The 13,624-nt window shown below is 55.8% G+C and carries 14 protein-coding genes; 8 read left to right on the top strand and 6 right to left on the bottom strand.

The window, feature by feature from the left end; translation table 11 throughout:
* The first annotated feature begins 296 nt into the window (after positions 1 to 296).
* From zwf to kdgA, 3 genes are all read left to right on the top strand, one after another.
* The gene (zwf, locus tag ACJTMZ_RS03030) at positions 297 to 1,772 is read left to right on the top strand and encodes a glucose-6-phosphate dehydrogenase (protein ID WP_003859771.1); all 1,476 of its coding nucleotides are present in this window, start codon (positions 297 to 299) and stop codon (positions 1,770 to 1,772) included.
* 233 nt (positions 1,773 to 2,005) lie between these two features.
* Complete coding sequence (gene edd / locus ACJTMZ_RS03025; protein ID WP_017384346.1) at positions 2,006 to 3,817, top strand: phosphogluconate dehydratase; 1,812 nt, start codon at positions 2,006 to 2,008, stop codon at positions 3,815 to 3,817.
* 39 nt (positions 3,818 to 3,856) lie between these two features.
* Positions 3,857 to 4,498, top strand: a complete 642-nt coding sequence (kdgA, locus tag ACJTMZ_RS03020) for a bifunctional 4-hydroxy-2-oxoglutarate aldolase/2-dehydro-3-deoxy-phosphogluconate aldolase (RefSeq protein WP_003859774.1) — start codon at positions 3,857 to 3,859, stop codon at positions 4,496 to 4,498.
* Positions 4,499 to 4,572: 74 nt separating this feature from the next.
* Here kdgA and purT read toward each other — a convergent pair whose 3' ends face one another.
* The gene (purT, locus tag ACJTMZ_RS03015) at positions 4,573 to 5,751 is read right to left on the bottom strand and encodes a formate-dependent phosphoribosylglycinamide formyltransferase (RefSeq protein ID WP_015570285.1); all 1,179 of its coding nucleotides are present in this window, start codon (positions 5,749 to 5,751) and stop codon (positions 4,573 to 4,575) included.
* A 171-nt stretch (positions 5,752 to 5,922) separates the two neighbouring features.
* Here purT and ACJTMZ_RS03010 point away from each other — a divergent pair, with 171 nt between their 5' ends.
* Both ACJTMZ_RS03010 and ptrB read left to right on the top strand, forming a co-directional pair.
* Positions 5,923 to 6,573 carry a tellurite resistance TerB family protein gene (locus ACJTMZ_RS03010; protein ID WP_015570286.1) on the top strand — a complete coding sequence of 217 codons (651 nt, stop codon included), beginning with the start codon at positions 5,923 to 5,925 and terminating at the stop codon, positions 6,571 to 6,573.
* Positions 6,574 to 6,648: 75 nt separating this feature from the next.
* Positions 6,649 to 8,724, top strand: coding sequence for an oligopeptidase B (ptrB, locus tag ACJTMZ_RS03005; RefSeq protein WP_017693247.1), 2,076 nt, complete (start codon positions 6,649 to 6,651; stop codon positions 8,722 to 8,724).
* Here ptrB and exoX read toward each other — a convergent pair.
* From exoX to ACJTMZ_RS02990, 3 genes are all read right to left on the bottom strand, one after another.
* Positions 8,706 to 9,368 carry an exodeoxyribonuclease X gene (gene exoX, locus ACJTMZ_RS03000; protein WP_015570288.1) on the bottom strand — a complete coding sequence of 221 codons (663 nt, stop codon included), beginning with the start codon at positions 9,366 to 9,368 and terminating at the stop codon, positions 8,706 to 8,708. The two genes, ptrB and exoX, sit on opposite strands and share 19 nt — an antisense overlap.
* A gap of 24 nt (positions 9,369 to 9,392) precedes the next feature.
* Positions 9,393 to 10,043 carry a carbon-nitrogen hydrolase family protein gene (locus tag ACJTMZ_RS02995; RefSeq protein ID WP_015570289.1) on the bottom strand — a complete coding sequence of 217 codons (651 nt, stop codon included), beginning with the start codon at positions 10,041 to 10,043 and terminating at the stop codon, positions 9,393 to 9,395.
* Positions 10,044 to 10,154: 111 nt separating this feature from the next.
* Positions 10,155 to 10,385, bottom strand: a complete 231-nt coding sequence (locus ACJTMZ_RS02990) for a DNA polymerase III subunit theta (RefSeq protein WP_003859784.1) — start codon at positions 10,383 to 10,385, stop codon at positions 10,155 to 10,157.
* Positions 10,386 to 10,522: 137 nt separating this feature from the next.
* On the opposite strand from ACJTMZ_RS02990, the gene yobA reads away from it, so the two are divergent.
* The 3 genes from yobA to ACJTMZ_RS02975 are packed head-to-tail and all read left to right on the top strand — an operon-like array spanning position 10,523 to position 12,120.
* Positions 10,523 to 10,894, top strand: coding sequence for a CopC domain-containing protein YobA (yobA, locus tag ACJTMZ_RS02985; protein ID WP_252010752.1), 372 nt, complete (start codon positions 10,523 to 10,525; stop codon positions 10,892 to 10,894).
* Between the two features lies 1 nt (position 10,895).
* Positions 10,896 to 11,765: a copper homeostasis membrane protein CopD gene (gene copD / locus ACJTMZ_RS02980; RefSeq protein WP_252010667.1), complete on the top strand. Its 870-nt coding sequence runs from the start codon at positions 10,896 to 10,898 to the stop codon at positions 11,763 to 11,765.
* 16 nt (positions 11,766 to 11,781) lie between these two features.
* Complete coding sequence (locus ACJTMZ_RS02975; RefSeq protein ID WP_252010666.1) at positions 11,782 to 12,120, top strand: DUF2511 domain-containing protein; 339 nt, start codon at positions 11,782 to 11,784, stop codon at positions 12,118 to 12,120.
* 124 nt (positions 12,121 to 12,244) lie between these two features.
* Here ACJTMZ_RS02975 and ACJTMZ_RS02970 read toward each other — a convergent pair whose 3' ends face one another.
* Complete coding sequence (locus ACJTMZ_RS02970; protein ID WP_032609507.1) at positions 12,245 to 12,442, bottom strand: hypothetical protein; 198 nt, start codon at positions 12,440 to 12,442, stop codon at positions 12,245 to 12,247.
* 45 nt (positions 12,443 to 12,487) lie between these two features.
* Complete coding sequence (locus ACJTMZ_RS02965) at positions 12,488 to 13,468, bottom strand: VirK/YbjX family protein (protein ID WP_017384339.1); 981 nt, start codon at positions 13,466 to 13,468, stop codon at positions 12,488 to 12,490.
* Between the last annotated feature and the right edge of the window lie 156 nt (positions 13,469 to 13,624).

Below are 13,624 nucleotides of genomic sequence, written 5' to 3'. Positions count from 1 at the left end.
ATTTAGCCGATATTACCCCCGGGACTCCCGAAAGGGTAATCGTCGACAAGAAATGTTGTTGTTTTTTTTCATTACTTGATCGACGTCGGGTTTTGCTCTGACCCTGTTGCGCAAAGAATCGACGTTTGTTGCGTCATCAGACGGGCGTAATGGCCCGGGCGACGAAAAATCACCGTATCGCACGCGACGTTAAGCGCTAATGGTTTCAGGAAACGCGTAAAAGCAGTACAGTGCATTGTAATAAAATTACAACGATACCTGGCAGAGTACCAGGCGATCTAACTGAGGAGAATGACATGGCGGTAACGCAAACAGCCCAGGCATGTGACCTGGTCATTTTCGGCGCGAAAGGCGATCTTGCACGCCGAAAATTGCTGCCTTCCCTGTATCAGCTCGAAAAAGCGGGCCAGATCCATCCCGACACCCGAATCCTTGGGGTAGGACGCGCAGACTGGGATAAGGAGGCTTATACCAAAGTCGTGCGCGAGGCGCTCGAAACGTTCATGAAAGAGAAAATCGATGAAAGCCTTTGGGATAAGCTGAGCGGGCGTCTCGATTTCTGCAACCTGGACGTCAACGATGTAGGCGCCTTTACCCGTCTGGGTGAAATGCTTGACCAGGAAAATCGTGTCACTATTAACTATTTCGCCATGCCCCCAAGCACCTTCGGCGCCATCTGCAAAGGTCTGGGCGAAGCGAAGCTGAACGCCAAACCGGCGCGCGTGGTGATGGAGAAACCGCTGGGTACGTCGCTGGCGACCTCGCGTGAAATCAACGACCAGGTGGGCGAGTTCTTTGAGGAGTGTCAGGTTTACCGTATTGACCACTATCTGGGCAAAGAGACGGTATTGAACCTGCTGGCGCTGCGTTTTGCCAACTCCCTGTTTGTGAACAACTGGGACAACCGCACTATCGACCACGTGGAAATTACCGTGGCGGAAGAGGTGGGCATCGAAGGCCGTTGGGGCTACTTCGACCAGGCCGGCCAGATGCGGGACATGATCCAGAACCACCTGCTGCAAATTCTGTGCATGATTGCCATGTCTCCACCGTCAGATCTGACGGCCGACAGCATTCGTGACGCCAAAGTGAAAGTACTGAAATCACTGCGCCGTATTGACCGCTCCAACGTACGTGAGAAAACCGTGCGCGGCCAGTACACCGCAGGTTTTGCCCAGGGGAAAAAAGTTCCTGGCTATCTGGAAGAAGAGGGCGCGAACAAGTCCAGCAACACCGAGACGTTTGTGGCGATCCGCGTGGATATCGACGACTGGCGCTGGGCCGGTGTGCCGTTCTACCTGCGTACCGGTAAACGTCTGCCGGCAAAATGCTCCGAAGTGGTGGTCTACTTCAAAAATCCGGAACTGAACCTGTTCAAAGAATCCTGGCAGGAACTGCCGCAGAACAAACTGACCATCCGTCTGCAACCGGACGAGGGTGTGGATATTCAGATCCTCAACAAAGTGCCAGGCCTTGATCACAAACACAACCTGCAAACCACCAAGCTGGACCTGAGCTACTCTGAAACCTTCAACCAGACGCATCTCGCCGATGCTTACGAGCGTCTGCTGCTGGAAACCATGCGTGGTATCCAGGCGCTGTTCGTCCGCCGCGATGAAGTGGAAGAGGCGTGGAAGTGGGTCGACTCCATCACCGAAGCGTGGGCAGCCGATCAGGACGCGCCAAAACCGTATCAGGCGGGAACATGGGGACCTGTCGCCTCCGTTGCGATGATCACCCGTGATGGCCGCTCCTGGAACGAGTTTGAATAACCACCTTCTCTAGCCCAAAGGTGTTATTTTACCGGTAACATGATCTAACACAGCAAGTGGCATAATTTTTATCTTTTAAGCTCCGCGTGGATTCACCCGCGGAGCTTTTTTTATTACACTCCCTTCAGACATTTTGCCCCTGTGCTCCGGATATCAGGCGTTTCAGCGTTGTTAACAACCGTCAGAAACTGTGTAAACTCCCGAGCCTGGACAGATAAATTAGAGGAGCTTTTATGAATCCGACATTGTTACGCGTAACACAGCGCATTGTTGAACGCTCGAAAGAGACCCGTGCTGCCTACCTTGCCCGCATCGAACAGGCGAAGAGTGAAACTGTCCATCGCTCTCAGCTGGCCTGCGGGAATCTGGCCCACGGCTTTGCGGCCTGCCAGCCTGGTGATAAAGACGCGCTGAAAAGCATGTTGCGTAACAATATCGCCATCATTACCTCCTATAACGACATGCTTTCAGCCCACCAGCCGTATGAGGCCTACCCGGCTATCATCCGCAATGCGCTGCACAGCGTGAACGCGGTGGGCCAGGTTGCAGGCGGCGTGCCGGCCATGTGTGATGGCGTAACCCAAGGCCAGGACGGTATGGAGCTGTCCTTGCTGAGCCGCGAAGTGATCGCCATGTCGGCGGCAGTGGGCCTCTCTCACAACATGTTTGATGGCGCGCTCTATCTGGGCGTGTGCGACAAAATCGTCCCGGGGCTGGTGATGGCCGCGCTGTCGTTTGGCCATCTGCCAGCGATTTTTGTGCCGTCAGGCCCGATGGCTAGCGGTCTGCCAAACAAGGAAAAAGTCCGTATCCGCCAGCTGTATGCCGAAGGAAAAGCGGACCGTCAGGCACTGCTGGAAGCGGAAGCCGCGTCCTATCATGCGCCGGGCACCTGTACGTTCTACGGTACGGCCAACACCAACCAGATGGTGGTGGAGTTTATGGGTATGCAGCTGCCGGGCTCGTCGTTCATCCAGCCAGATGCGCCACTGCGTAAAGCGCTGACCGAAGCCGCAGCCCGTCAGGTGACGCGCCTGACCGGTAACGGCAACGAGTGGATGCCAATGGGCAAAATGGTGGATGAAAAAGTCATCGTAAACGGGATTGTCGCCCTGCTGGCGACCGGCGGTTCAACCAACCATACCATGCACCTTGTCGCGATGGCGCGCGCGGCGGGCATTCTGATCAACTGGGATGACTTCTCCGATATCTCCTCCGTGGTACCGCTGATGGCGCGTCTGTACCCGAACGGTCCGGCGGACATCAACCACTTCCAGGCCGCGGGCGGCGTGCCGGTGCTGATGCGCGAGCTGCTGAAAGGCGGCCTGCTGCATGAGGATGTCAACACGGTGGCGGGCTTTGGCCTGCATCGCTATACCCTTGAACCCTGGCTGAACAACGGTGAGCTGGACTGGCGCGAAGGGGCGAGCGACTCGCTCGATCCTCAGGTTATCGCAACCTTCGAACAGCCGTTCTCTCCTCACGGCGGCACCAAAGTGCTGAGCGGTAACCTTGGACGTGCCGTGATGAAAACCTCTGCCGTGCCGGAAGAGAATCAGGTTATCGAAGCCCCGGCGGTGGTGTTTGAAAGCCAGCACGACGTTTTACCTGCCTTTGACGCGGGTCTGCTTGATAAAGACTGCGTGGTCGTGGTGCGTCATCAGGGACCAAAAGCGAACGGGATGCCAGAATTACATAAACTTATGCCGCCGCTTGGTGTATTATTGGACCGCCGTTTCAAAATTGCGCTGGTAACCGATGGACGCCTCTCGGGGGCATCCGGTAAAGTGCCTTCAGCGATTCATGTCACCCCGGAAGCCTACGACGGCGGCCTGCTGGCGAAAGTGCGTGATGGTGACATGATCCGCGTTAACGGTCAGACAGGCGAGTTAACCCTGCTGGTGGATGAAGCAGAGCTGGCGGCGCGTCAGCCACATATTCCTGACCTGAGCGCGTCACGCGTGGGTACCGGACGCGAAATGTTTGGTGCGTTGCGTGAGAAACTCTCCGGTGCGGAGCAGGGCGCAACCTGTATTACGTTTTAAGACGACTTGATTTTAACGATCTGGCGAGAGAAAACTCTGATGAAAAACTGGAAAACAAGTGCAGAAGCAATCCTGACCACTGGCCCTGTCGTGCCGGTTATTGTGGTAAACAAACTGGAGCACGCTGTCCCAATGGCGAAGGCGCTGGTTGCGGGTGGCGTTCGCGTTCTGGAAGTGACCCTGCGTACCGCCTGTGCGATGGATGCGATCCGTGCTATCGCCAAAGAAGTGCCGGAAGCGATCATTGGTGCCGGTACGGTTCTGAATGCGCAGCAGCTGGCGGAAGTGACCGAAGCGGGCGCACAGTTTGCCATCAGCCCGGGGCTGACTGAGCCGCTACTGAAAGCCGCAACCGAAGGTTCTATTCCGTTGATCCCGGGTATCAGCACCGTTTCTGAACTGATGCTGGGCATGGACTACGGCCTGAAAGAGTTCAAATTCTTCCCGGCTGAAGCGAACGGCGGCACCAAAGCGTTGCAGGCCATTGCGGGCCCATTCTCCCAGGTGCGTTTCTGCCCAACGGGCGGCATCTCTCCGGCCAACTACCGCGACTACCTGGCGCTGAAAAGCGTGCTGTGCATCGGCGGCTCCTGGCTGGTTCCGGCGGATGCGCTGGAAGCAGGCGACTGGGATCGCATCACTAAACTGGCTCGCGAAGCGGTAGAAGGCGCGAAACAGTAAGTTTGTTTGCCGGGTGGCGGCTGCGCCTTACCCGGCCAGCCAGACAGTTAAAACGGGCCTTTCGGCCCGTTTTTTTATCCTGCTACGCTGACGTTCGCAGCCGCTCTTTTTGCTCTCGCGACGGCTTCGTCCACATTTTCCCCGGTCGCTAATGCCACGCCCAGACGACGGCTTCCGTCGATCTCCGGTTTGCCGAACAGCCGGACCTGCAAGCCTGCGCCAACCGCACCTTCGACGTTATCAAAGGTGACATTCTGGCTGGTCAGCTGCGGCAGGATCACCGCCGAGGCTGCCGGGCCGTACTGACGGATGCCGCCAACCGGCAGGCCGAGGAAAGCGCGTACGTGCAGCGCGAACTCGGAGAGATCCTGTGAAATCAGCGTAACCATCCCGGTATCGTGCGGACGAGGGGAGACTTCGCTGAAGATCACCTCGTCGCCGCAAACAAACAATTCCACGCCGAACAGGCCGTAGCCGCCCAGCGCCAGCACCGTCTTGCGGGCGATCTCCTGTGCGCGTGCCAGCGCCAGCGCGCTCATCTGCTGCGGCTGCCAGGATTCGCGATAATCGCCGTCTTCCTGGCGATGACCAATCGGGTCGCAGAAATAAACGCCATCCACGGCGCTGACGGTGAGCAGGGTAATTTCAAAATCAAACTTCACCACGCCTTCCACGATGACGCGCCCGGCCCCGGCTCGGCCGCCCTGCTGGGCATAGTCCCAGGCGTTGTCCAGCGTGCTGCTGTCGCGGATAAAGCTCTGCCCTTTGCCGGAGGAGCTCATTACCGGCTTAATAATGCACGGGTAGCCAATCTCCTCTACGGCCTGGAGAAACGCAGCTTTATCCCCGGCAAAACGGTAGCTGGAGGTCGGGAGCTGTAATTCTTCTGCCGCCAGGCGACGAATGCCTTCCCGGTTCATGGTCAGTTTTGCCGCAGTGGCGCAGGGCACCACGCGCTGGCCTTCCTGTTCAAGGGCAATCAACATCTCAGTGGCAATGGCCTCAATTTCAGGTACCACGAAATCCGGTTTTTCGTCGGCAATTAACCCCCGCAGCGCATTACCGTCAAGCATATCGATGACGTGCGAGCGATGCGCGACGTGCATGGCGGGCGCATTCGCGTAACGGTCCACCGCAATCACTTCCACACCTAAACGCTGGCATTCAATGGCCACTTCTTTACCCAGTTCACCCGATCCCAACAGCATGACGCGCGTCGCGGCGGGACGCAGCGCGGTTCCTAAACGAGTCATAAAAATCCCCCTGAAAAAGATGCGGGCAGTATAAACGAAAACGTTTGCGTCTGTCTTGTATGGGGATAACCGGACAGCAGGGAAATTTGCGCTTCTTTAGTACTGACAGACATTTCCTGACACCCGCTCGCTTAGGCTGTGAAGGTTACGCACTGTTACGTGAGGAAAAATATGTCAGGCTGGATGAATCAACTGCAATCCCTGTTGGGACAAAAAGGCTCGTCGTCCGGCGAGCAGGGTCTGAGCAAGCTGCTGGTGCCGGGTGCGCTCGGCGGGCTGGCCGGTTTGCTGGTTGCCAATAAATCATCGCGGAAACTGCTTACCAAATATGGTACCGGCGCGCTGCTGGCGGGCGGAGGGGCTATTGCAGGCTCCGTCTTATGGAACAAATACAAAGACAAGGTGCGCAGCGCGCATCAGGATGAACCGCAGTACGGGAAGCAGGTATCGCCGTTAGATTTACGCACCGAGCGGTTGATCCTCGCCCTGGTCTTTGCGGCCAAGAGCGACGGGCATATTGATGCCAGTGAACGTGCCGCAATTGAACAGCAGATGCGGGAAGCGGGCGTTGAGGAACAGGGCAGGGCGCTGGTGGCGCAGGCCATCGAACAGCCGCTTGATCCGCAGCGTCTGGCGCAAAGCGTGAAAAACGAAGAAGAGGCGCTGGAACTCTATTTTCTGAGCTGTGCCGCCATCGATATCGATCACTTTATGGAGCGCAGCTACCTGAACGCCCTGGGCGATGCGCTGAAGATCCCACAGGACGTTCGTGAGGGAATTGAGCAGGATATTCAGCAGCAGAAGCAGACCCTCGTGGGCTAGAAGGCCATGTTTCGCTTGCATCATACGTGTGTTTTGCCAACCTTATAGGATGTAAAACGAAAAAGTAAGAATGCCATGCCTCCAAAAGCCCGACGTACTCCTTATGCGATCACCACGCATGGCGATACGCGTATCGATAACTACTACTGGCTGCGGGACGATTCTCGTTCCCGGCCAGAGGTGCTGGACTATCTGCACGAGGAAAACGACTATGGCCGCCAGGTCATGGCCAGCCAGCAGGCGCTTCAGGATCAACTTCTGAAGGAAATGGTGCAGCGTATCCCCCAGCGTGATGTCTCTGCCCCGTGGTGCAAAAACGGTTATCGCTATCGCCATATTTATGAGCCGGGAAACGAATATCCCATCTACCAGCGCCAGTCTGTGCTGAGCGCCGAGTGGGATGAATGGGAGATCCTGCTGGATGCAAACAAACGTGCTGCCCACAGTGAGTTTTATACGCTGGGCGGCATGTCCATTTCCCCCGATAACGCCATTATGGCGCTGGCTGAGGATTACCTCTCCCGCCGCCAGTACGGTTTGCGTTTCCGCAATCTTGAAACGGGAAACTGGTATCCCGAAATGCTGGATAATGTCTCCCCCGATTTTGTCTGGGGTAACGATTCAGAAACGGTCTACTACGTTAAAAAGCATGTCTCAACGCTGCTGCCTTATCAGGTCTGGCGTCATACGGTGGGGACCGATTCCGCCGACGATGAACTGGTGTATGAGGAAAAAGATGAGACGTTCTATGTCAGCCTGCACAAAACGTCGTCTCGCCACTACGTGATCATTTTCCTCTCCAGCGCCACCACCTCAGAAGTGCTGCTGCTGGATGCAGAGCTGCCGGATGCGCAGCCGCTGTGCTTCCTGCCGCGCCGTAAAGATCATGAGTACAGCCTGGATCACTTCCAGCACAGCTTTTACCTGCGTTCGAACCGCGAGGGCAAAAACTTTGGCCTTTATAAAACCAAAGTGCGCGATGAACGCAAATGGGAAGTGTTAATTCCCGCGCGCGATCAGGTGATGCTGGAGGGGTTCACCCTGTTTACCGACTGGCTGGTGGTGGAAGAGCGTCAGCGCGGACTGACCAGTATCCGCCAAATCAACCGCAAAACCCGCGAAGTGGTGGGCATTGCGTTCGATGACCCGGCTTACGTAACGTGGATCGGCTTTAACCCGGAACCGGAATCGTCCCGCCTGCGGTACGGCTATTCGTCGATGACCACCCCGGATACGTTGTTTGAACTGGATATGGACACCGGGCAGCGTCAGGTGATTAAACAGGCTGAGGTCCGGGGTTTTGAGTCGGAAAATTATCGCAGTGAGCACCTGTGGGTGACCGCACGCGACGGCGTTGAAGTCCCAGTGTCGCTCGTCTATCACAAGGCGCACTTCAACAAAGGTAAAAACCCCATCCTCGTCTATGGCTATGGCTCCTATGGATCCAGCATGGACGCCGATTTCAGCAGCAGCAGGCTGAGCCTGCTCGACCGCGGTTTTGTTTATGCGATTGCCCATATTCGCGGCGGCGGCGAGCTGGGTCAGCACTGGTATGAAGACGGAAAATTTCTCAAAAAGAAAAATACCTTTAATGACTACCTTGATGTTTGCGATGCGCTGATCGCGCAGGGTTATGGCGATCCGCAGCTCTGCTTTGGCATGGGGGGCAGCGCCGGGGGCATGCTTATGGGCGCCGTGATCAACCAGCGGCCTGAACTGTTTAAAGGCGTTATCGCCCAGGTGCCGTTTGTGGACGTGGTGACGACCATGCTGGATGAGTCCATTCCACTGACCACCGGGGAGTTTGAGGAGTGGGGGAACCCGCAGGATGAAACCTATTATCGCTACATGAAAGAGTACAGCCCGTACGATAACGTCGAGGCGAAAGCCTATCCGCATATGCTGGTGACCACCGGCCTGCACGATTCCCAGGTACAGTACTGGGAGCCCGCGAAATGGGTGGCGAAGTTGCGTGAGCTGAAAACTGACGATAATTTGCTGCTGCTGTGTACCGATATGGACTCGGGGCACGGAGGGAAATCAGGGCGATTTAAATCCTATGAAGGGGTGGCGCTGGAGTACGCCTTTTTGATTGGCCTGGCGCAGGATACGCTGCCAGGCCGGGCGGGGACTCAGGCTTCGCCTAAATAATGCTTCAGCGTCAGGCGCAGTTCCGGGCTCATTCTGTCGAGGTTGTTGTACAGCCAGCGCAGATAGCCCGGATCTTTGTCCGCCACTTCCGATACTGGCTTCCCGCGATATTTTCCGAACGTAAAGGTGGTCAGTAGCGCGGGGCGCCCGGTAATGGTCGCCATATCGTCTGGCGTCCAGCCGGAAGTATTCATGATATCAATCAGGAGCGCTGCGGTGATGTAGCAGTCGTAAAGAGCGCGGTGATGATGCAGCCCTTCCGGCGTCCGTACGCTGAGTTTGCGCGACTTATACAGCGCCATATTGCTGTATTTGATCCCCGGCCACAGACGGCGCGCCAGCTTCATAGTGCAAATCCATTCGCCGGGCATCTCCGGCAGCACGCGGCGGTCAAAGCTGGCGTTATGGGCCACATACCACTGGCTACCGTGGTAAAGAGGGATGATCTCTTCAATCCACGGCTTATCCGCCACCATCGATTCCGTAATACGATGTATCGCCATCGCCTGCGCACTGATGGGACGATCCGGGCGCACCAGATGGCTCATGGGGTTGACTATCTTTCCGTCAATCACGTCGACAGAAGCGACTTCCACAATTCCACCCTGCAAATCACAGGTTTCGGTATCGATAACGCGCAGCATTGATCGCTCCTGATCCAAAAATGCCTAGCCTAATGGAATGATATCGCCTTGCCAACCCTGTTGGCCTAAAGAACCGGTTAGCAGCAGTTCTCCCTTATCGGCACGTACGATCAGCTGACCTTTTTCATCCCATAACGCGCTACCGCCGCGCGCGTTCGCCATTAATACCGCGATGGCGTACTTGTGCGCGAAGCGTTGTAACGAACCGATGGATTGCCGCCAGCGATGCTCGCCCACGGCCAGGCTGCTGGTGAACAGCGTTGCCTCCGGGTCCAGTTCCGGGGCGTCAGCCTGGTTATCCACGATGGTTAACCGTTTATCGCCAGGAATAACACCCGCACCGTTGCCCTGCGGATAACGCCGAATGGTCGACAGGTTAGGGGTGAAAAGCGCGAGTCCTTTCTGGGGCTGGCCGTGTTGCTGGAGCGTAATACCAGCAATCACCGTGATGAAACGTGACTGGGCGGCGTGAAGGAGGGGGGCAAGCTGCAAATCGTCAGGGGGTGGGGGTAAGGATGTTCCGCCTGGACCGGTAAGCGAAAGCTCCGGAAAGACGATCAAATCGCACCCATGCCAGGCAGCCTCGGCAATAAAGTGCAGGTGATGTTTTACGTGCTCATCAACACAGTTGTGCCGCGGGGCATACTGAGCCGCGGCAATATTCCATCGTGACATCGTGACTTCCTTATACACTAAGTCGCTGGGATTTTAAGATTACACCTAAATTTATCAGGGTTTTCTTATCCTGCCACATAACGCGTAAGGAAGTGTAACGAGACGTTAAGCTTATTTAACTTTAGGTTCGTACGGCAGGCGCGAGAGATTGACGGAGGCGAGGCGATGCGCAATGAGACGTTCGCGAAACCAGTCGCGCAGATGCGCGGGTTGTTCACGCTCTACCACTTCAGCCACGACGGGCATGTTGTAACGCTCTTTGAATGCGACCCCCGCGGCGGCGAGATCGACATTCACTTTGTCCATCTCGTCCTGAGGAAGGGCGGCCAGGTTAACGTTCATTTCCTTCTCCTTTTTCTGCGGCGGCAACGTTACCGCGATTGTTCAAGGATGACAAGGGAGCAAAGGATGTTCCTCGACTCGTTAATTATACAGAGTTATTCTTTAGCATTCAGGCATAACGAAAAGGAATGATTGTGATGCATTTTACCCCTTCCCGTGTCGCGTGCGCGCTGGCATTTCTGCTCTCTTCAGCCATCACGCCCTCAGTTCTGGCCCATGCGCATCTTAAGCAGCAATCCCCGCAGGAAAATACCGTTGCGGTGGCACCAGAGGTCATTACCCTGAACTTCTCGGAAGGCATTGAGCCTGCCTTCAGCGGCGTGGTGGTGACGGACGCGCAGCAGCACAAGATCCAGACCGGCGCGGTGAAGCGTGACGAGAAGTATAACGCAAAGCTGATTGTTCCTCTTGAGAAACCGTTGACGTCCGGCACCTACACGGTGGACTGGCATGTGGTCTCCGTGGATGGCCACAAAACCAAAGGCAGCTATCACTTTAGCGTGAAATAGCATGCTGACCCTGAGCTACGTCGCGTTACGCTTTATCCATTTTGCTGCGCTGATGCTGCTTTTCGGCAACGCGCTTTACAGCGTCTGGTTTGCGCCGTCTTCGTTGCAGCGCCTCATGACCCGGCGTTTCCAGCGGCAGCAGAAACTCGCGGCCTTAATCAGCCTGATAGCGGCTCTGCTGATGTTTGGCCTGCAAAGTGGGTTGATGGGCAACGGCTGGGGCGATGTCATTCGTCCGGCGGTCTGGCGCAGCGTGCTGGAAACGCAATTTGGCGGCGTCTGGTTGTGGCAAATGGTGCTGGCCGTTGTGACGGCGGGCGCTGCATGGCTTACCCCGCAAAAAGGCTCTCGGCTGTTACTGCTCGCGATGGGGCAGCTGGTGCTGCTGGCGGGCGTGGGACATGCCGCGATGAACGGTGGCGCACCGGGAGCGTTGCATCGTCTCAACCATGCGCTTCACCTGCTCTGCGCCGCGACCTGGGTGGGTGGTTTACTGCCGCTGCTGTTTTGCATGCGTCTGACGAAAGGCCGCTGGCAGCCAGCCGCTATCTTTACCATGATGCGCTTCTCCCGCGTGGGGCATTACGCCGTGGCAGGCGTGCTGCTGACCGGGATAATCAATACGCTCTTTATTGTTGGCATAAACGTGCCGTGGCAGGCGCCTTATGTCCAGCTGTTGTTGTTCAAATGTGCGCTGGTCATGATGATGGTGGCAATTGCGCTGGCGAATCGGTATTTTCTTGTGCCACGCTTTCGCCCGGAGGCCGGGCGGGAACAACAGATTTTTATCAGGATGACACAGGCAGAGGTGGTGCTGGGCGCGCTGGTACTGGCGGCCGTCAGCCTGTTCGCGACCTGGGAACCCTTCTGACAAGGTTAAATAACATATGAAAAAAACACTGCTTTCTCTTTTACTTCTCACCTGTGCCAGCAGTGCGCTGGCCGCGCCGCAGGTCATCACTGTCAGCCGGTTTGAAGTGGGCAAGGACAACTGGGCATTTAATCGTGAAGAGGTCATGCTCACCTGCCGTCCCGGTAACGCGCTGTATGTCATCAATCCCAGTACGCTCGTGCAGTATCCGTTAAATGACGTGGCGGAGCAGCAGGTTGCCAGCGGGAAAAGTAACGGACAGCCTGTCAGCGTGATCCAGGTATATGACCCGGCAAACCCCGGGCAGAAGAAGAGTCTGGCGCCGTTTATTGAGCGCGCTGAAAAGCTCTGCTAGCCGTCAGGTTTCCAGTAAAAAAAACCGCAGGTGCTTGTAAAAGCTCTGCGGTTTTTCACATTTAGTGATGTTCTGACGCTTTTTTTCAGACCACTTTTGCTGTGGACTGGAAAACCTGACGTCGTCATCTATTCTTAAAGGGCAAGGCGATTGAGCCTGCATTAATGCCAACTTTTAGCGCACGGCTCTCTCCCAAGAGCCATTTCCCTGGACCGAATACAGGAATCGTATTCGGTCTCTTTTTATCTGCATGAAAATAAACGATAAAATCCGGTTTTCGTCTCAGCAGAAGGTTCACTTCCTGTGCGCCTGCTTCAAACATACCACAACCCGGCAGGCGTAAGTCCAGTCCTTTTTGGCTGTTTTGTTAAATTTTTGTTTGTTTTTTGCCTGAGACGACTGCGGGATCAATGCGCGCCTGTACGCAAGCCGCAATATCATCAAGTAACGCAAAGCGGCGACGGTATTCAGCGCGTTTTTTGCTGGCAATCTCCTCCAGTGCTTTACGCTCCATCTGGAGCGGCAACTGCCAGCAAAAGGGGGAGAGTTTCTTTCCGTTCAGGCCTTCCCAGAACTCGTCGTAGCTGGCGTGAAAATGACGGCCTTTGCTCAGACGGTAGCGCAGCGCGCGGAAAACATGGCCTTCATCGCTGACGGCAAAAATCGCGCTAATGTTCGAGCGTGAGGCAAGCTGGAAGATCACCTCCATCAGCACGCGTTTCGGGAAAAGCCCATGGCAGGCACGGGTAGCCTGCTTAATCACCTCCCGTGAAACATGACGACGTGGACCCTGAAGGCCGCCGATCACCAGCACCGTACGGCCGTTACTGCGTGCGACACAGAACGTCAGGCTGGCAAGCAGCGTATTGTCATTGTCGTGCAGCCAAAGCGTGCTTTCGCCTTCGCGTTCGGCCTTACCTGCGGACGAGGCGTGGACGGTATAGATTTCGCCGTTTTTTGCCTCGAACCGGACAACCGGCACCTCTTGCGGGCTGGTCAGCGCGTGGGCGAGGGCGATGTTTTTCAGACTATCAATCCACTGATAGTGGCTGACGATAGCATCGGCCCGATCGTTTGAGTTCAGGCCGCGCATCAGATACTGGCGGTGAGTTTTGCTCGGCAAGGTAATTTGAGAGGTGAGCAGCCTGTCGAAATCATCGCGCCCGGACAGGGCCTCCAGCATGCGATGGGTGGAGGACCAGAATAAAAGCGAGCGCAGTAGGAACTTTAACCGGTAATCACGTTTGTGCCAGATTGGGCCGGGAACGCGTTTTCCTCTCACCAGTTCAGAAATAATATTTGTGCGATGCGGATAAAAAACATCGTTTTGCAGGTGTATGTTTGACACGTGAAAATCCCTCTTTTTATTCCGCTCTATTTTAAAGGCCAGGGAATAAGGGATTAATAGCGCAGCGATCTTTATTTCCGGCTGGTTTATGGTTTGTTTGGATTCGCAAAATCCAACGCCAGCTCATGACATTTTCTGTGGCAGCTATACTTCTTA

It is taken from the genome of Enterobacter sp. DN, assembly GCF_046054285.1.
In the GTDB taxonomy this organism is placed as follows: Bacteria; Pseudomonadota; Gammaproteobacteria; order Enterobacterales; family Enterobacteriaceae; genus Enterobacter; species Enterobacter hormaechei_C.
The sequence above is the reverse complement of the archived record's forward strand: the minus strand, read 5'-3'. Positions and strand labels throughout refer to the sequence as shown.